15 protein-coding genes and 2 tRNA genes are annotated in these 17,336 nt (G+C 56.1%); 11 read left to right on the plus strand and 6 right to left on the minus strand.

Going from position 1 to position 17,336, the window contains the following annotated elements; translation table 11 throughout:
• Positions 1 to 152 precede the first annotated feature (152 nt).
• Together B5D61_RS13295 and B5D61_RS13300 are read left to right on the plus strand one after the other, a co-directional pair.
• The gene (locus B5D61_RS13295) at positions 153 to 839 is read left to right on the plus strand and encodes a class I SAM-dependent methyltransferase (RefSeq protein WP_078813860.1); all 687 of its coding nucleotides are present in this window, start codon (positions 153 to 155) and stop codon (positions 837 to 839) included.
• A gap of 55 nt (positions 840 to 894) precedes the next feature.
• A complete protein-coding gene (locus tag B5D61_RS13300) occupies positions 895 to 2,319 on the plus strand; it encodes a cryptochrome/photolyase family protein (protein ID WP_078813861.1) in 1,425 nt (474 codons plus the stop codon).
• A 2-nt stretch (positions 2,320 to 2,321) separates the two neighbouring features.
• On the opposite strand, the gene B5D61_RS13305 is transcribed toward B5D61_RS13300, so the two are convergent.
• A complete protein-coding gene (locus B5D61_RS13305; protein WP_139373247.1) occupies positions 2,322 to 3,173 on the minus strand; it encodes a hypothetical protein in 852 nt (283 codons plus the stop codon).
• Positions 3,174 to 3,349: 176 nt separating this feature from the next.
• Between B5D61_RS13305 and B5D61_RS13310 the strand changes: the two genes are divergently transcribed.
• From B5D61_RS13310 to B5D61_RS13335, 4 genes are all read left to right on the plus strand, one after another.
• A complete protein-coding gene (locus tag B5D61_RS13310; protein WP_176159413.1) occupies positions 3,350 to 4,219 on the plus strand; it encodes an alpha/beta hydrolase in 870 nt (289 codons plus the stop codon).
• 130 nt (positions 4,220 to 4,349) lie between these two features.
• Positions 4,350 to 5,348: a permease gene (locus tag B5D61_RS13315; RefSeq protein ID WP_078813864.1), complete on the plus strand. Its 999-nt coding sequence runs from the start codon at positions 4,350 to 4,352 to the stop codon at positions 5,346 to 5,348.
• On the plus strand, positions 5,345 to 6,607 hold the full coding sequence (locus B5D61_RS26650; protein WP_139373248.1) for a TIGR03943 family putative permease subunit: 1,263 nt from the start codon (positions 5,345 to 5,347) through the stop codon (positions 6,605 to 6,607). The genes B5D61_RS13315 and B5D61_RS26650 overlap by 4 nt, the downstream gene beginning before the upstream one ends.
• An 86-nt stretch (positions 6,608 to 6,693) precedes the next feature.
• Positions 6,694 to 8,385, plus strand: coding sequence for a cation:proton antiporter domain-containing protein (locus B5D61_RS13335; protein WP_078813868.1), 1,692 nt, complete (start codon positions 6,694 to 6,696; stop codon positions 8,383 to 8,385).
• A 9-nt stretch (positions 8,386 to 8,394) separates the two neighbouring features.
• Here the strand turns inward: B5D61_RS13335 and B5D61_RS13340 are convergent, their stop codons facing one another.
• Entirely contained in the window at positions 8,395 to 8,682 is a 288-nt protein-coding gene (locus tag B5D61_RS13340; RefSeq protein WP_078813869.1) for a glycine zipper domain-containing protein, read from the minus strand.
• A 303-nt stretch (positions 8,683 to 8,985) separates the two neighbouring features.
• On the opposite strand from B5D61_RS13340, the gene B5D61_RS13345 reads away from it, so the two are divergent.
• From B5D61_RS13345 to B5D61_RS13360, 4 genes are all read left to right on the plus strand, one after another.
• Positions 8,986 to 9,504, plus strand: coding sequence for a hypothetical protein (locus B5D61_RS13345; RefSeq protein ID WP_078813870.1), 519 nt, complete (start codon positions 8,986 to 8,988; stop codon positions 9,502 to 9,504).
• Between the two features lie 64 nt (positions 9,505 to 9,568).
• Entirely contained in the window at positions 9,569 to 11,959 is a 2,391-nt protein-coding gene (locus B5D61_RS13350) for a PSD1 and planctomycete cytochrome C domain-containing protein (RefSeq protein ID WP_176159414.1), read from the plus strand.
• Between the two features lie 100 nt (positions 11,960 to 12,059).
• Positions 12,060 to 12,917 (plus strand): SMP-30/gluconolactonase/LRE family protein, encoded by an 858-nt coding sequence (locus B5D61_RS13355; protein WP_078813872.1) that lies wholly within the window; start codon positions 12,060 to 12,062, stop codon positions 12,915 to 12,917.
• Positions 12,918 to 13,104: 187 nt separating this feature from the next.
• Complete coding sequence (locus tag B5D61_RS13360; RefSeq protein ID WP_078813873.1) at positions 13,105 to 13,989, plus strand: prenyltransferase/squalene oxidase repeat-containing protein; 885 nt, start codon at positions 13,105 to 13,107, stop codon at positions 13,987 to 13,989.
• A gap of 212 nt (positions 13,990 to 14,201) precedes the next feature.
• Here B5D61_RS13360 and B5D61_RS13365 read toward each other — a convergent pair.
• From B5D61_RS13365 to B5D61_RS13380, 4 genes are all read right to left on the minus strand, one after another.
• Positions 14,202 to 14,278 (minus strand) — tRNA-Asp (locus tag B5D61_RS13365).
• Positions 14,279 to 14,570: 292 nt separating this feature from the next.
• Positions 14,571 to 14,647: transfer RNA gene (locus B5D61_RS13370), tRNA-Asp, on the minus strand.
• Between the two features lie 81 nt (positions 14,648 to 14,728).
• On the minus strand, positions 14,729 to 15,379 hold the full coding sequence (locus B5D61_RS13375; protein WP_078813874.1) for a hypothetical protein: 651 nt from the start codon (positions 15,377 to 15,379) through the stop codon (positions 14,729 to 14,731).
• Between the two features lie 20 nt (positions 15,380 to 15,399).
• Complete coding sequence (locus B5D61_RS13380; RefSeq protein ID WP_217698975.1) at positions 15,400 to 16,194, minus strand: class I fructose-bisphosphate aldolase; 795 nt, start codon at positions 16,192 to 16,194, stop codon at positions 15,400 to 15,402.
• 95 nt (positions 16,195 to 16,289) lie between these two features.
• On the opposite strand from B5D61_RS13380, the gene B5D61_RS13385 reads away from it, so the two are divergent.
• Positions 16,290 to 17,315 carry an SAM-dependent methyltransferase gene (locus tag B5D61_RS13385; RefSeq protein WP_078813876.1) on the plus strand — a complete coding sequence of 342 codons (1,026 nt, stop codon included), beginning with the start codon at positions 16,290 to 16,292 and terminating at the stop codon, positions 17,313 to 17,315.
• Positions 17,316 to 17,336 lie beyond the last annotated feature (21 nt).

Consider the following 17,336-nt stretch of genomic DNA (forward strand, 5'->3'; position numbering starts at 1 on the left):
GTTGATATTTTATAAATTATTAAAATTATTGCAACAACAAATATTTTATATTTCCATAATTTTTGGAATACGTGAGCAATTCTCTTGTTGGTGGTGACTTTCTCACGTCTCCGCGCAGGGGAGGGCTTGGTGCCTGCGTTTAGTGTTTTGACATGCTGCGCTCCCTTTTCGTTCCCCTCTTTTTCGCTTTCGGCCTAAACGTCCTTGCTCAGAGTGAGCCACCGCCACCTGCTCTCCATGAATATAAGGGCCGTGTCATTGCCCAAACGATGCATTGGCAAGGTGCGGGGTGGCTGATACGCCACAAGCGTGATCGCGAAGAAGCGACCCTGAAGATGCGTGAAGAGCTCAAGCTCACCCCCGGCATGTCCGTCTGTGATATGGGCAGTGGCAACGGCTACCACACGCTACCCATGGCCCAAGCGGTGGGAGAAAAAGGGAAAGTTTACGCCGTGGACGTTCAGCCTGAGATGCTGGACATGCTGAAGAAGCGGGCAGAGGCCCAAGGTATCAGCAATATCATCCGCATTCTCGGAGCGCCCCATGACCCGATGCTGCCTGAAAATACCTGCGACATGATTCTCCTCGTAGATGTGTATCACGAGTTCTCCCATCCAGAGCAGATGCTCTCCGGCATGCGAAAGGCCCTGAAGCCGGACGGTGTCATCGTCCTCGTCGAATATCGTGCGGAGGATGAAACGGTCCCCATCAAACCGGAACACAAGATGTCGAAGGAGCAGATCAACAAAGAGATGACCGGCAATGGATTCAAGCTCGTCCGTGAATTCAATGAACTGCCCTGGCAACACATGATGTTCTTTGGCAAATCAGCCTCTTGATTCACTGAAGCGAATTTGTCTCGTCCTAGGGTTGCTGCGAGGCGTAAAAGCGCCAATGCCTTCCTATTCCACCGTCATCCATTGGTTTCGCCGTGACCTGCGGCTGACAGACAATACCGCCTTGCACCAGGCGGCCCAAGATGCCGCTCAAGTCATCCCGGTTTACATTCTCAGTGATTGGCAGAAGCGTCACGCCTGGACAGGCTCCATCCGGCAGCAGTTTTTGTGTGGGTGCTTGGAGTCTTTGGATAAAAATCTGGGCGCTCTCGGAAGTCGCCTCATCCTGCGTTGCGGACAGGCTGATCAAGAACTGGAGAAACTGATCAAAGAAACCAAGGCGGAGGCTGTTTACCTCAATCGCGATTACGATCCCTACGGTCGTGACATGGAAAAGAAAGTGGAGGAAGTCTGCCATCGGTTTGGCATCCCCTGCCTCACTTACAAAGATCGGGTCCTCCATGAACCTGATGAAGTGCTGACGGGCAGTGGTGGTCCCTACCGCGTTTATACGCCCTACTCGAAAAATTGGCTCAGTTTAGAAAAAACAGCACCGCAGGGAAAGCCCACCACGCTCGGCAAAGCCCCAGCGAAGGATCTGACCTCTCATCCCCTGCCCGATTTGGGGCACTGGAAGCTGGAGCCTACCCAAGCTAGCTTACCAGCCCCAGGAGAACGCGCTGCACGGCAGCGGATGAAGGATTTCATCGAAAGCCGCACCCTCAACGCTTATGCGCAGAAGCGGAATATCCCTGCGGGGGTGACCACCTCGCGTCTAGGCCAGGATCTCCGATTTGGCCTCATTTCCATCCGTGAACTCTACACCCGGTGCTCAGCCGCAACGTCTGCTCAAAGTCCGTCTGACGATCAAAAATCAGTCGCCACCTACCTCAAGGAACTCGCGTGGCGTGAGTTCTACTTGGCCATCCTCTGGCATTACCCCGAAGTGTTTGACGAAGAATTCGCGCCTGAATTTCGGGGTATGCCTTGGCCAGGCAGTGATGAGCAATTCCAAGTGTGGAAGCAAGGCCAGACGGGGTTCCCCATCGTGGATGCCGGCATCCGCGAACTGCTGGCCACCGGCTTCATGCACAACCGTGTGCGCATGATCGTTTCCATGTTTCTGACCAAAGACCTGCACTGTCATTGGCGGTTAGGCGAAAGCTTCTTTATGCAGCATTTAGTCGATGGAGAGAACGCCAGTAACAACGGCGGCTGGCAGTGGAGTGCCGGCACTGGAGCTGATGCGGCTCCTTACTTCCGCATTCAAAATCCCTGGATCCAAACCAAGACGTATGATCCCGAAGGGACCTACATCCGCCAATGGGTGCCGGAACTACGCGGTGTCTCTCCAGAACGATTCACAGCTCCGCCCAAAGATGGACGGTCACTCGCACCAGGGTATCCTCTCCCCATGGTCGATCATCATGAGGAGCGGGATCGCACCTTAGCCATCTTTGGAAAACATCGTGAGACGAAATAATCTCAGCGCCCCTGACTCAAGACATCCGCCGTGATGACCACGGGCATCTTGATCGAACCGTCCAAATCGTTGGCTTCCGATTCATAGTGAAAAACTCGGATGGGCGGTTTGTTAGGAATACCCGTGAGAACAAAGAAATCGAGCTGAAGCAGACGCTTTTCTCCGGCTGGGATGTCAGTGCGTTTCACCACGACGCTCACCTCATTCACCCCATTTTTGAGCCCACCGATGACAAACATCTTCTGGGCGCTGTCTTGAATCACAGAATAATCGAAGCCATTGATCCTCATCTTGGCTTCATAGCCGAACGATTGCAGCGTGCTGCCCGCCACATTTTCCGGCACCTCACAAAGCGCAGGCACTTCAGGTGCCTTACCGGGGGGGGTAAACTCCGGATAGTCTAAGAATTCCAGCGGGCGTCCCGACTTGATCTGGGCCACGATTTCAGGCTGATCCTGCAGGCTCAGCAGTTTGGTACTGTCAAACTTCCAGACGCCCCGCTCATTGAAGAATTTCAGCATCAACGTGCTTTCGGGAACCTTGGCAGCATCGGCTCCGCTCTCCATTTTACCAAAATAAAGGAGGTGCGCAGTTTCCCCCACCGCCTGAGCTTCCAGCAAGCGCAATCCAGAAAGATCGGGCGGGTCGATCGGCACGTCAAAGACGGCTTTGGGAAACGATTTACGCTGACTTACGATCATGTTCCGGGTGACCGTCTGGCGATAAATCGTAATGGACGCCGCCCAGGCGCGAGAATCCTGCGCCAGCACAGCTTCTCTCCATTGCTGATAGGCCCGCTCCAAGGTGATCCGCAACGTTGGATCAGAAGTCTGTGCCGAGATCGGCGACGACATGGCAAAAAGCAGGATCAGAGATAAAAATCGGCACATTGAACTCACAAATGGTTCTGGGAAAGGGGTCCCGGTTCAGAAAAGCACTTCACTACAGCGTGAATGAGGCTGTCGGGCGAGGAAAAGATGTTGATGATCCAAGCTTTTTCGCGAGAGTCACAATTCTGGCACACGCACACATGGACTCCCTCGGCGAAGGACATCAACGAACTCTCCCGCTCGACCGAAATCGAGAACTTCTCAAAACCGCTCGTGAAGAAATTTACAAGACGGTGGGAGATGTCAGCCTTCCTGTGTACATTTGGGAACCCGAGGCTGACAAAGCGCCTCCGTACCCCAAATCGGTGGCGGCCTTTTTCTTTAGCAGTGGCTGGGATAATGGCCAGATTGCTCAGTTTGCTCCGCACTGCGTTTATTTTGCCTCCCGTGGCATGATGACCATGGCGTTCGATTATCGAATCGCTAACCGTAACAAGGGTGGCCCGTTGGAAGCCATTGCTGATGCACGTTCGGCCATCCGCTGGATTCGCCTCAATGCGGTCGAGTTAGGCATCAACCCAGGCAAGATCGTCGGTGTCGGCGGTAGCGGTGGGGCCCATGCCATTACCTCAGCAGCCCTGTTGAGTGGCTTTGATGACCCGGCAGATATCCTGGATAGCAGTCCTGCCCCGAACGCCTTGGTTCTCTTCAACCCCGTGCTGGATACTTCGAAGAAAGGCTTTGGCCTGGATCGCTTCCCAGATGCTGGTGTCGCTAAAGACGCTAATCTGATTCGCGCCATTCGCCCAGGGTTACCCCCGATGCTGATCATGCATGGCACGGCTGACCGAGTGGTTCCTTTTGGCGGCACCTATGAGTTTGCCCGCAAGGCCTCCAAGAAAAAGAACTTCTGCCGTCTTATCGAATTTGAAGGACAGGGTCATGGCTTCTTCAACTTCAACCTCTCTTTCGAGATGTATGAAGCCACGCTGATGGCCATGGATGAGTTCTTTGTCGAGCTCGGTTTCCTCGAACCCGATCCCGATGCAGGATTGGGCAGAGCGGAGTGAAGCCTTTCCGTGACGACAAGCGTTTGTTTCGAGTGACGCTGTGCTGCGGATTTAAGAGCCTAAATTGCTCATGGTGAAGGTTTCTCGCTTGAATCCCTCAGCGGCGCACGTTTAAAGCCAGCCCCGCACCATGATTTTAGCAGCACTGCCCGAACCCAGCCGCTTTGGCGATGTCTTGATGGCCTTTTTGAGCATCCTTTTCGAAGGAGCTCCCTACATCATGATCGGGACCCTGCTTTCCGGGCTCATTGATGCTTTCCTGCCTGCGAAGCTCTTGGATCGTGTCCTACCGCGAAACAAGGTTCTCTCCACCCTCATCGCTGGTTTCTTGGGCCTGATCTTCCCGGTCTGTGAGTGTGCCGTGGTGCCTGTCATCCGCCGTCTGGTGAAAAAGGGGCTGCCGCTTTCCTGCGCCCTCTCTTACATGCTGGCCGCGCCGATCATGAACCCTATCGTGGCCGTCAGTACACTCACGGCTTTCAAGGAGTTTGAGAAAATCACAGGTTTCAGCACCCTGGGAAATGCGAGCATGACCATCGCTCGTCTCTCCCTGGGTTATCTAGTCGCGGTCATCGTCGGGTTGGTCGTTCTGCGTTTCAAGCCCGCGCAACTCCTCAAACCCAGCATCGCCAACAGCATTGAGCCCTCTGGAGACGACGCTTCGGCGGGGCATAGTCACGCGCCTAAATCCAGCTTCAATGGCAAGCTCGTGCATGCCTTCCGCACAGCGATGGGCGATTTCCTGGACACAGGGATGTATTTCACCATCGGGGTCATCATCACTTCGGTATTCAATACCCAGGTGGACCAGAGCATCCTCGACAACGTCGCCAAAAACGGGCTTCTGGCCATTCCCTCGATCATGGGGCTGGCGTTCATTCTGTCTCTGTGCAGCACCTCCGATGCCTTCATTGCTGCGCCGATGGCCGCGTTCTCCATGGGCGCTAAACTGGCCTTCCTGGTCTTTGGCCCGATGATGGACATCAAGCTGATGTTCATGTATGCTGCCGTGTTCAAACGCCGCATGGTCATCGCCATGTTGCTTGGCACGGCCCTCCTCATCGCCGTTCTGGCTGAACCTTGGACGGCACTGGTTCAACTTCTTCAAAACACCCCTTCCAAGCCATGAGTGGAACACGCACCCTCGTTCATCTCATCAGCGTCTCCATCCTTTTCGTCTGGAGCGCCATCCTCCTTTACTTTCATTACTCCGGCCGGGTGAATCAATACCTGCCTGGGGACGGCATTTTCCGCCCGATGGTTTTAGTCACCGGCATCGGGCTTGCCGTCATCGGGCTCTTCAATCTCCTCACCATGGGAACAGAAGACGCTGGCTGCGAGGGCCATGATCATGATCACGGCAGCCCAGATGGCAAATCTGGAGGCTCTCATAAACACGAGTGCTGCGGTCACGACCACAAGCATGAGCACAACCACGCTCACAACGGCTGTTGCGACCATGACCATGATCACGAGCACCATCATGCGCATGCTCATGATCACAAGCCCACCTGCGGTCATGACCATGGACACGATCACAAAGAAGGTTGCTGCGGGCATGATCACGACCATCGCCCCCACGCACATGAAGACCATTCGCATGCCGGTGGTTGCTGTGGGCACGACCATTCACCCTCCCACGAAGCCCATGGCCATGGCATCCTCGAAGAGAGCGGCTGGACAGGGCGCATGGTGGCGATTCTGATCCTTTTCGCTCCGATCACTTGGGCTGCCTTCAAAACGCCTGATCGCTTCAGCGCCTACGCGGTGATGAACAAGGGCGTTTACAATCAGAACTACGGCTCTACCGCTCGGGCTGACGAGTTCACTCTGCGCGGCAACGAAGCCAAACCCAACCGCGCAACACCCCAACCTGTGCCGATGCCCGACACACCCCTTCCGGCACCGGAGAAGTTCAACGATGCTACTGAAGTAGTCAAAGCAGATGCCGCCAAACCGAAGGAAGCGCAAAGCTATGGCAGCTTCACTTTAGAGGATCTGAAGCAGCAGGTACCGCAAAACAGCAAAGGTGAATTCGTCCTCGAAGTGCCAGAGATCTACTACACCGGTGGTGACATCGAAGTGCAGAAGGTCATCACCGGGCAGCCGATCGAAACCACGGCTCAAATCCTGCCTGAGAAGGTGAACAATGCAGACGGACATCGGGTGCGTATCTTCCGCATGCTGGTGCAGTGCTGTGCTGCTGACGCCCGACCTTACTCGGTGCCGGTGGACTTTGGTAAAAAGGCCCCTGATTTCAAGGAGATGACCTGGGTGAAGATCTCCGGGACCATGAGCTACGAGAAAGAGGGCGATCAAACCGTGCCCGTGATCAATGCCACCCATGTGGAGGAAACCACGGCCCCAGAGAACACCATGATTTATTAGGGTGAGTCATCCGCGCTAGCGTCGTAAATTGCGGGAGATTGAGAAATCCCGCTTGAGTGAAGGGGCTGTCCTGTCCAAGACAGCGCATGCCGTTTCACCTGAAGCCTCTGCTTGCTGCCGCTGAGGGACTGCCGCCGCTTTTCACGCTGCTCGCAGTCATGCTCACCACCGTGGTGATCGTCTCCCTTCTGCTGCTGAGACTCCAACAGTCCCTCCTCGCGGGCTACTTCATTTGCGGTATCATCGTCGCTAACAGTGGCATCCTCGATTTACTCGGCGGCGGCGAGTCCGAGGCTCGTATTGCGCAGATGTCTGAGTTTGGCGTCATGCTCCTGATGTTCACACTCGGCATGGAGTTCTCTCTGAGTGATCTTCGTTATGTCCGAAGATTGGCCTTCGTCGGAGGGGGCTGGCAGATGGGGCTTTGTGGAGTGCTCGGGGGACTCACAGCCTGGTGGTTTGGCATCTCGGTGACAGGCTCCATTCTCCTAGCCGTAGCCTTGGCCATGAGTTCCACCGCCGTCAGTCTAAAGAGCTTTCAAGACCTCGGGTTAGAGTCCAGTCCAGGCGCACGCATGGCCCTGGCTGTGGCTATTTTTCAGGATCTCTTCATCATCGTCTTCTTCCTCGTGCTGCCGCTCCTGCTGGATCCTGGGCACCGCGAGGAGAGCATTTGGATTCGCATCGGTTCGCTCCTCGGTCGTGGGGGCCTGTTCGTCCTGCTCGCAGGCATCGCCGCACGTTGGATTATTCCGACTCTTCTCAATGTCGTGACACGGACGCGTAACCGCGAGCTCTTTACATTGAGCGTGGTGGGTTCCTGCTTAGGCTTAGCCTTTGTTGGTGGCCTTCTTCAACTCGGACTCGCTCTCGGTGCCTTCGTCGCGGGGCTCGCCGTCAGTGAGTCGATTTTTAAGCATCGCATCTTGGCCGACATCATGCCGATCAAGGATCTGTTTCTGACCCTCTTCTTCGTCTCCGTGGGCCTCATGGTCGATCTCCAAGTCGCTGCGATCTACTGGAAACCGATCCTTGCGCTCACCCTCGTCCTGATGGTGACCAAGGCTGGCGTCATCACGCTGATTGCCCGCAAATTGGGTCTCGTGCATCGCCAAGCGTTGATGGCGGGTATTGGCCTCTCCAGCGCGGGCGAGTTCTCGCTGGTTTTGCTGCAAAAGGCTGGGCATGCCGGTGTCTGGGACATCGGTCTCCAGCAGACCTTCATAGCGAGCGCCGCTCTCAGCATGGGGCTTTTACCTGCCATGATGAAAGCAGGTGACCCATTGGGAGCCAAGTTAGAGAAACTGGGATGGGGCCGCAGAAAACCCGTGCTCCCCGAGTCAGCGCCGATTCGGAAAAAAATGCGCCTGATGGAAAACCACGCCATCATCTGCGGATTCGGTCCGGTGGGCCAGCAGCTGAACAAATCCCTCATCGCCGAAGGCGTGCCCACCTTGATCGTTGAGCTGAATGCAGAAACCGTGCATCGACTCAAGCGCCAAGGGCAGGCCGTCCTGTTCGCTGACGCTACCCATGCAGAAACCTGGGAGCTTACCCGTCTAATGCAGGCACGAATGGTGGCATTCACCTTTCCAGATGCCACACTCACGCTCGAAGCCCTGGCACTGATCCGCGAGCACCGGAAAGATATTCCAGTGCTCGCGAGAGCTCGATTCGCTTCAGATGTCGAGAGGCTCAAACGTTTCGGAGCCACCGTGGTCATCAACGATGAGGTGGAAGCAGCCCGTGCGGTCACCGACCAAGCGCGGGTGCTTTAGCCCTTTGAATCAATCGTAGTAGTAGTAGCGACCGTGGCGATACCCGCGGTGGTTGTAATACCGGTCGTTGTAGTAGTAGCGGCGGTCTTGAGAATCGCCGATGGCATTCCCGGCCAAGGCCCCCAGACCGGCGCCGATGGCAGCGCCTTCCAAGCCACGGCCACTTTGGTTACCGATGATCCCGCCCACCGCAGCACCACCGAGCCCGCCGATCACGGCCCCTCGCTGGGCGTTAGGACCTGTGGCGCAGGAGGCCAGAGAACTGATTGCTATCATTGTGATGAAAATGCGTTTCATGATGACTTCAGGTTGAGTTGTTGCGCGTCGTTGCCACGCTTCTCTTTCATCAGTCTGCAAGGGCCGTGCCGAAGCGAGTCTCCTAGGTGAACTTGACGTCAATCAAACTTACATAATTGCCAATTGCACGATTAGTTGAATCGATAACCTTGCCGTCTGCAAGTTCGGGACTCGAAGACTAGCCCGGCTAAGTATAACCAGATATCCCAAGGCATCATTGAGCCAAGCGGACCTGATTTCCCAAGAAAACTTTGAATCTTCCGCGTGTGAAGACAGTCGAATCTCTGTTCCCTCTTCCCGACCATGAAAACTGCCCTCAAATTATTTGCCTTTGCCTTCCTTACCGCAGCGCTCTCGTCCTGTTTGTTTCGTGAACCAGTCTTCACCGAAGGCTTTATTAAGCCGGATTCCAGCGTCGCCGGGGTTTATTTTACCGACGACGAAACGGGCGATGAACGAGGCCGCGAGTTTGCCGTTTTAGCCCCCATGGGCAGCGATTCCTTCGCCCTGCATTATCCGGTTGGCACTAAGGGAGGCAGCTATTTTGAAGTGAAAGCGCTCCAATTTGCAGGCAAAGATATTTGGCAAATTCGCTTAGCTGCCACTTTTGAAGATGGCTTACCTCAGCAAGATATTCCGACTTATACTTTAGTCCTCGTCGAAAAATCCGGCGAAGGTAAACTGAGTATTCGTCCACTTAAATCCGAAGGCGACCACACGGCCAGCGCAGCGACGACTTTACAGGCCCTTTCAACCGCAAAACCCGACTGGGATAAGCTGTTTGGTGAAGCCAAAACCTTTGTGCGTCTGAAAGATCGCTAAACTCCTGGCACGCAAGAAGCACAGGTTAGACGGCGTAGTTTTTGCCGTCGCCATGCTTTCTGCCGTGTCTACGTTCCGTTATCTTCTTCCAGCGATCTCTTTGGGGCTGCTGGCCGAACCATTATCGGCCAGTGACATCTCCACTTCTGATCTCGATTTTTTCGAGAAGAAGGTTAGGCCTATTTTGATCGAGCGCTGCTATGAGTGCCACTCCGTGGAGAGTGGTAAGAGCAAAGCCAATCTAACGGTCGATTCGAAGTCTGGCCTTCTGCAAGGCGGTGACAATGGACCTGCTCTAGTAGCGGGTGCACCGGATAAGAGCCTCATCATCGAGGCCATCCGCTACAAAAACCGCGATATGCAGATGCCGCCCAAAAGCGCCATGCCTGCCGCAGAGATCAAAATCCTGGAAGAGTGGGTCCAACGCGGTGCACCCGATCCACGCACGCAAACCATCGCCCATGGTCCCCAAAAGGTGAACATTGAAAAGGGCCGCGAGCACTGGGCCTTCCGCCCCATTGCAAACGCCCTTCCTCCTCAGGCTACCCATAGCCATCCGATCGATGCTTTCACCACCACCGCTCTGACTCAGAAAGGCCTCTCGCTTTCCCGCCCCGCCGATCCGGTCACTCTTCTGCGTCGGATGAGCTTTGACCTCATCGGCCTGCCACCGACACCCGAGGAAACCACCACCTTTGTGTCGAGTTATGGGAAAGATCCTCAAAAGGCCATCCGCACCTTGATTGATCGTTTATTGGGCTCGCCTCATTACGGTGAGAAGTGGGGCCGCCATTGGCTGGATGTCGCACGCTACGCTGACTCCAACGGTCTGGATGAAAACGTCGCGCTCGGCACCGCCTGGAGATATCGCGATTATGTGGTGAAGAGTTTCAATACCGACAAGCCCTTTGACCGTTTCCTGATCGAACAAATCGCAGGTGATCTCTTGCCCGCCAAGTCTCTGGAGGAACGGCATGAACACGCCACCGCCACCGCCTTCCTCAATCTCGGAGCCAAAGTTCTGGCCGAAGCCGATAAGGAAAAGCTGGTCATGGATGTGGTGGATGAACAGATCGAAACCACCGGTCGTGCCTTCCTAGCGATGACCCTTGGCTGTGTCCGTTGCCACGATCATAAGTTCGATCCCATTTCACACGAAGACTACTACGCCCTCGCCGCGATCTTTAAGAGCACTCGCTCCTTCGCGGATGAGAAGAATGGCGCTATCTCCTTCTGGTTTGAAACCCCCATCGGGGATCTCGAAGACTTCGCCGCCGTCAAGACCGCAGAGTTAGCCCTTGCAGCGAAGAAGCAAGAACTCGCTACAGCCCGCAGTGAGGAGAAGAAAAACCCAGGTCCTGAGAGCAAAAAACGCGTGGAGCAGCTCATGGATGAAATGGATCAGGTGGAAAAGAATCTGCCCGATCTCCCCACCGTTGTCGGGGTCACGGACAGCGCCATCACCCCCACCGTGCCGATTCACATTCGCGGCAGTCACCTCACGTTGGGTAAACCCGTCGAACGCGGTTTCCCCAAAGTTATGGAAGCTTCTTTAGCGCCAAAACCTCATTTCCCCGCCGATAAAAGCGGTCGTTTGGAGTTGGCACAGTGGCTTGCCCGCCCGGAACATCCACTCACCGCGCGCGTCATTGTCAATCGCGTCTGGACATGGCACTTCGATCAAGGTCTCGTGCGCACCCCTGACAACTTTGGTTTGTTAGGCGAGAGCCCCACCCATCCTGAACTTCTCGATTACCTCGCCACCTGGTTGCCTGCCAACGGCTGGAGCCTGAAAGACCTTCATCGCCTCATCCTCACCAGCGCCACCTATCAGCAAGCCAGTGGGCCTAGCGTGGAGAAGGACCCCGAAAATCACCTCCTGCATCACTTCCCCATTCGTCGTCTCCAAGCCGAGGAAGTCCGCGATGCCCTGCTCAGTGTCTCGGGTCAGCTTGATCTCAACATTGGCGGTAAAACGGTGCCACTGCGTAACCGGCAGTTCGTTTTTAACCACACCTCCAAAGACGCGACCAAATACGACAGTACCCGCCGCGCTCTGTATCTGCCCATCATCCGCAACAATCTCTACGACCTCTTCCAGCAGTTCGACTATCCCGATCCCGCCGTCTCCACAGGTCAGCGCAATAGCACCGTCGTCTCACCGCAGGCTCTGCTGCTCATGAATAGCCCGCTGGCGGACCAAGCCTCGCGTGGCCTCGCGAAACGCGTGCTGCAAAGCCATCGTGATCCCCAGGAACGCATCGCTCAGGCCATTCGCCTCGCCTACACACGGGATGCCGAGGCAGAGGACATCGCCAATGCGCACGACTTCCTCATCGCAGCGGATGGGATCCTCGCGTCCAGCATTCAGGATTATGAGGAGCGCCAGACCCGCGCTTGGGAGCTACTCTGCCAGTCGCTCATGATGGCCAATGAGTTCATCTACCTGCGCTGAGGCCGAGGCATGCGGCCGCTTTTGGCGTGCCAGCCTCATCCTGCGCTGAGACTGCATCACTTGACCAGTCCCCTGCCCCCGCCTATCTCCAAGGCCAATCATGATCACACCTGAACTTGTCGGCACATACACATCGGTCTGGGGCGAAGGCCCACTCTGGGACGCTGAGCGCGCTCGCCTGCTCTATGTGGATATCGAGGCCTATAAAATCATCGCCTACACCCCTGCCACCGGGGAGGAAAAAGTCTGGGATGTCGGCCAACGCGTCGGCACCGTGGTCGTGCGCAAAAAAGGTGGCCTCGTCTGGGCGGGCGACGAAGGTTTCTTCTTCCTCGATGAAGCCACCGGCATCAGCACCCTCATCGCCGACCCTGAGCCTGAACTGCCCGACAATCGTTTCAACGATGGCAAGTGCGATCCTGCAGGCCGTCTCTGGGCTGGAACCATCAATCTGAAAAAGCAGCCGGAGGCATCCCTCTACTGCCTGGATACCGACCTCAGCGTCACCAAGAAATTCAGCCCTGTCACCAACTCCAACGGCATCGTCTGGACCCGTGATGGTGCCACCATGTATTACATCGACACCCCGTCCAAAAAGATCCGCGCCTTCGACTTCGATGTCGCCACGGGCAGCATCAGCCACGAACGCGTCATCTGGGATACCAGTGCCGATTCCACCAGCCCCGATGGCATGACCATCGATAGCGAAGACCGCCTCTGGGTCGCCTTCTGTCACGGCGGCAAAGTCGTCTGTTTCGATCCCGCCACCTCCAGTGTCGTGCAGCAGGTGGACTTCCCCTGCATCGAGACCACCGCCTGCGCCTTCGGCGGCCCCGAGCTGCGCGATCTCTACGTCGTCACGGGTGTCAAACCTAGCCTGGAAGAAGCCACCGCAGGCCGTCTCTTCGTCTGCCGCCCCGGAGCCCAAGGCGTCCCCTCCGTGCCCTTCGCAGGGTGAGAGGCATTGTCCAGGAGAGAGAATATAGCGAATTCCTTTGGGGCTTCGCTCCAGCAGTCCAAACAACCATTCCTCTCCCCCTGGGGGAGAGGTTAGGTGAGGGGTCAACATGGAGTTCATCCCTGGAATCCCGTTTTGCCCCCCCTGAAACCTCCGCCTTTCCTTCCACTCAAGCTTTCCCCTCCTCATGTCCTTCCGGCTTGAAATGCTCCAGGTCGCCCGAGTTGCTCCCAAGCTTCTCGGCGAGTCCACCTCTCTCGTTGCCGACTTCCTGCGCAGTCGCCAGCATCTCGAAGGCGGCTTCCTGGACCGTGATGGCAAGCGTGATCTCTACTACACCGTCTTTGGCCTTGAGGGCCTCATGGCCTTGCAGGAAACCCCTGACTCAGAGCCAACACGCCTTTGGTTAGGCCAGTATAGCGATGGAGAAGGACTCGACTTTGTCCACCTCAACTGCCTCGCTCGCTGCTGGGCAGGCGTCGGCATCCAAGGCTTGCCTGAGGACCGCCGCGTCGCGCTCGCCCAACGCATCGAAGCCTACCGCACGCCCGACGGTGGTTATCATCAAGCCCCGGGGCGGAAAAACGGCAGCGCCTACGGCTGCCTCATCGCGTGGGGCGGCTATCAGGACCTCGGCCTCCTGCCGCCCAATCCGTGGGACATCGCCCGCTGCATGGATAGCCTGGAAACACCCGATGGCGCTTGGTCCAATGAACCCGGCATCTCCATCGGCTCCACCACCGCCACAGCCGCCATGCTTTCCCTCTACCGCCATCTCCAGATGCCCGCGCCCACGGCTGCGGTGGAGTGGCTCGTGCGGCAATGCCTCCCTGGTGGCGGCTTCCTGGCCATCCCCGGCGCCCCGATCCCCGATCTCCTCTCCACCGCCGTCGCCCTCCATGCCCTCAGCGGAAATACCGAAGCCCTCAATCGCCTTCGCGAACCCTGCCTCGATTTCATCGACAGCCTCTGGAGCGCCGCCGGGGGCTTCCACGGCAACTGGACCGACGACACCCTCGATCCCGAATACACCTACTACGGCCTCTTGGCCCTCGGACACCTTGCGCTTTAAACTATTTTCTCCTCGCAACTGGAAATCTGACGTTGCAGGAGGCACGTCTAACTATTTTTGCGTTCAGACCAGTCCCGTCAAAAGCACTTCACGGTGAGTGAATTCTCCCAAGCAGACAGCGAGCAACGCTACCGTATGTGCGTTGCATTAAAAGAGGTATAAAAACAAAAGCCCCGGTCATTTCTGATCGGGGCTTTTTGCCTTAAACTCACTGGCGGAACGGACGGGGCTTGAACCCGCAACCTCCAACGTGACAGGCTGGCGCTCTAACCAATTGAGCTACCGCTCCAGGGCCTTTGTGAGTGGAGGGCGATACTAATAGCGTCCCTTGGATTACGCAAGCGAATCGAGCTTTTAAAAGATCATTTTTGCATCGATCTGGAGAATGCTTTTTCAAACCAGTTCCTTAAATCCATTGCCCTCGGATTTAAGATACCAAGGGAAGTTGGTAAGCCTTGCTAGATCGGTGATAAAACCTCTTCTGCGGGTATACGACCAAGCCCCTTTTTGCCTCTTAGTCTCGCATTGGAAAAACAAAAGCCCCGGTCATTTCTGATCGGGGCTTTTTGCCTTAAACTCACTGGCGGAACGGACGGGGCTTGAACCCGCAACCTCCAACGTGACAGGCTGGCGCTCTAACCAATTGAGCTACCGCTCCAAAGCCTTCGTGAGTGGACGAAGATGCTAATGGATCCACTGAATTACGCAAGCGGAAAATGATCCTCTTTTGAAGAATATTTCACTTTGTCTCAGCAGGCACTTCGACCCCCACTTCGATGTCATCGAAATAGATCGGTGTGCCTGAATAAGGCGTGGCCCAAACGCTGGCTTTGCCCTGTCCTTTGAGCCCTTTATCCTTGTGGGTGAGTTGTGCTTCAGCGGGCTCGCTCGCATCAGCCGCCCATGTCTTGCCGGTGATGATCCATTCATCCCCTTGCTTGCGGGCTTCCAGTTTCATCCACACCCAAGCATCACTGGTCCATGTCAAAGGCACGCTGGCCAGAACCTCTTCGTTTTTGACCAACTCCAATTGCTTTTTGGGTGCATTGGCGAGCAGGCGATAGCCACTCATGCCATGAACAGCAATGCCAAAGCGTGGATTGCTGCGGCCCTTTTTACTGGCAAAGACACGCGCTTTGATCACCGAATCGCCTGCCGCAGAGACGGCAAACTGCGCACTCGCATCCACCAGATTGTCTGGAGAGATCATGACGGCTTTATTGCCATCTTTAGCTCCGACTTTGATCGTGCCATCCACCACGAAGACTTCTTTTGGCGGGTCCCCTTCAGGCCATTCATCAGCGGTGAAGGTGAAGGTCTTCAACTCGGCACTCAAGGCCTGTGAAAACAGGATCAGCGAGGAAGCGAAAAGAGCGGTCTTTTTCATCATGGCAAATGAGCGAAACAGGATCAGGCAAGAGGTTCTTTCAACAGCGCCAGAGCTTCCAGGGCCGACATATCGTCATGCACGACAGCGGACAGACTGCGGGCGATGGCGGCGGGATTCTGATGCTGCCAGACATTGCGCCCGATGGCGATGCCGGCGGCACCTTCCGTCATCGCGTCTTCCGTCATCTTCAGAAGCGCAGCGTCATCATTGAGAGAAGCGCCACCCAAGATAATGACGGGGACCCAGACCTGATCGACGATCTTGCGAAAGTCCCCAGGCTTAGCATCCACGGGATAGGGCACTTTCACCACATCAGCCCCCAATTCGGCAGCCAAGCGAGCGGCAAAGGCTACATTCTCCACGGTGTATTTATCACTCTGCCCCAGGCCATAAGGCAGAGCTTCGATGATCACTGGAATGTCCAGATCAAGGCTGCTGCGAATGATGTCCGCGCATTCCTGGAAATTGATGCGCTCATTGAAACCATTCGGGTAAAGCATGTTCATCACCGCGTTAGCGCCTACCACTTCAGCTTCCTCGACGCCATAGACATTGATGCTACCGGCCCCTTCGCCGGTGGTCCGGGTGTTATACACATCCGTGCGCAAGCAAATCCCTTTTCCAGCCATGGAATCAGCGGCCCGCATGGCGACTCCCAGATTCATGACATAACCGTCCACGTAGGGGCTCACGGAATCGATCAATGCAAAGGGGTTCTCCATGCCTGGCACGGGAATGGCAACAGCGTGATCGATCGGAAGGATAACGGTTTTGCCGTCGCGGAAGAAGATTTCGAGATTCTCTTGGCGGTTCATAGGTAGGGAATACGGATGGCGGTGGATGCGGGGAGTGTAAAGTGAGGAAACCGCCCGGCCTTGCAGGGAACCCATCCAGCGGTATGGCATGATCCATGTCCTCCGCCGTGCCCTTTTCAGCCTTCATGGCCCGCGCTCTTTATGACCCGGAGCGCGGTTATTATGCGCGTCGAATCCAGACCGTCGGTTCTCGGGGGGACTTTTCCACCAGCGCCACGCTCTCGCCCCTCCTTGGTCGAGCCGTAGCCGGGTGGCTGCGTGAAGAAGCTGCCCGCCAGCCCGGTATCCGGCACATCATTGAGATCGGTGCCGGCACAGGCGATCTCATGGCAACGGTCCGCCAGTCTCTAGGCTGGTGGCAGAGGCGGCGCTTTCAGTGGCACATCGTGGACACCTCTCCGGTCCTGAAATCCCAGCAAATCCAAAGACTGGGGAACCAGGTCATTTGGCATCAGGAGATCCAAACCGCCCTGGCGGCCAGTGCAGGCAGGGCCTTCATCTATCACAATGAACTCCTGGATGCCTTCCCCGCTACCCTTTTACAGTGGCAAGACGAAGGCTGGCAGGAAATCTACATCACGCCTGAGGGACGCGAGCATTTAGTCGCTTTAACCTGGCCGGAGGAAGAACGGCATGCCTTTCATGCCCTGCAATCCTGGGTAGGTAAGGCCGCCCGGCAACGCGTGGAGTTGCATCCCTCAATCCGTGCTTGGATGCAGGGCTGGGCTCCAGGATGGCAGGAGGGTGCCATGTTAACGGTGGACTACGGCGATGAGTTCCCTGCGCTTTATCATCGTCGCCCCATGGGCTCCCTGCGAGCCTATCTGCTCCAGCACCGTTTGACCGGTTCTGACATTTATCAAAATAGTGGCCGCCAAGACATCACCGCAGACATCAATTTCAGCGACTACCGAAGCTGGGCTCAGGACCTCGGCTGGCAGGAAACCTCGTGGGGCACTCAAGCAGAGTTGATCCGCCGCCATGTCCCCACCCGACAGCACGATGAAAAAACCGCCTTTTTGCTCGATCCTGAAGGCGCTGGCCACGCCTTCAAACACGTGATCCACCGTCCGGTCGGCTCCCGTCATTTTTCTCCAAATTCCCCCTCGGAAGGAACGTAATAAAGAAAGGGCTCATTGAAT

The sequence above is a fragment of the Prosthecobacter debontii genome (genome assembly GCF_900167535.1).
Taxonomy (GTDB): Bacteria; Verrucomicrobiota; Verrucomicrobiia; order Verrucomicrobiales; family Verrucomicrobiaceae; genus Prosthecobacter; species Prosthecobacter debontii.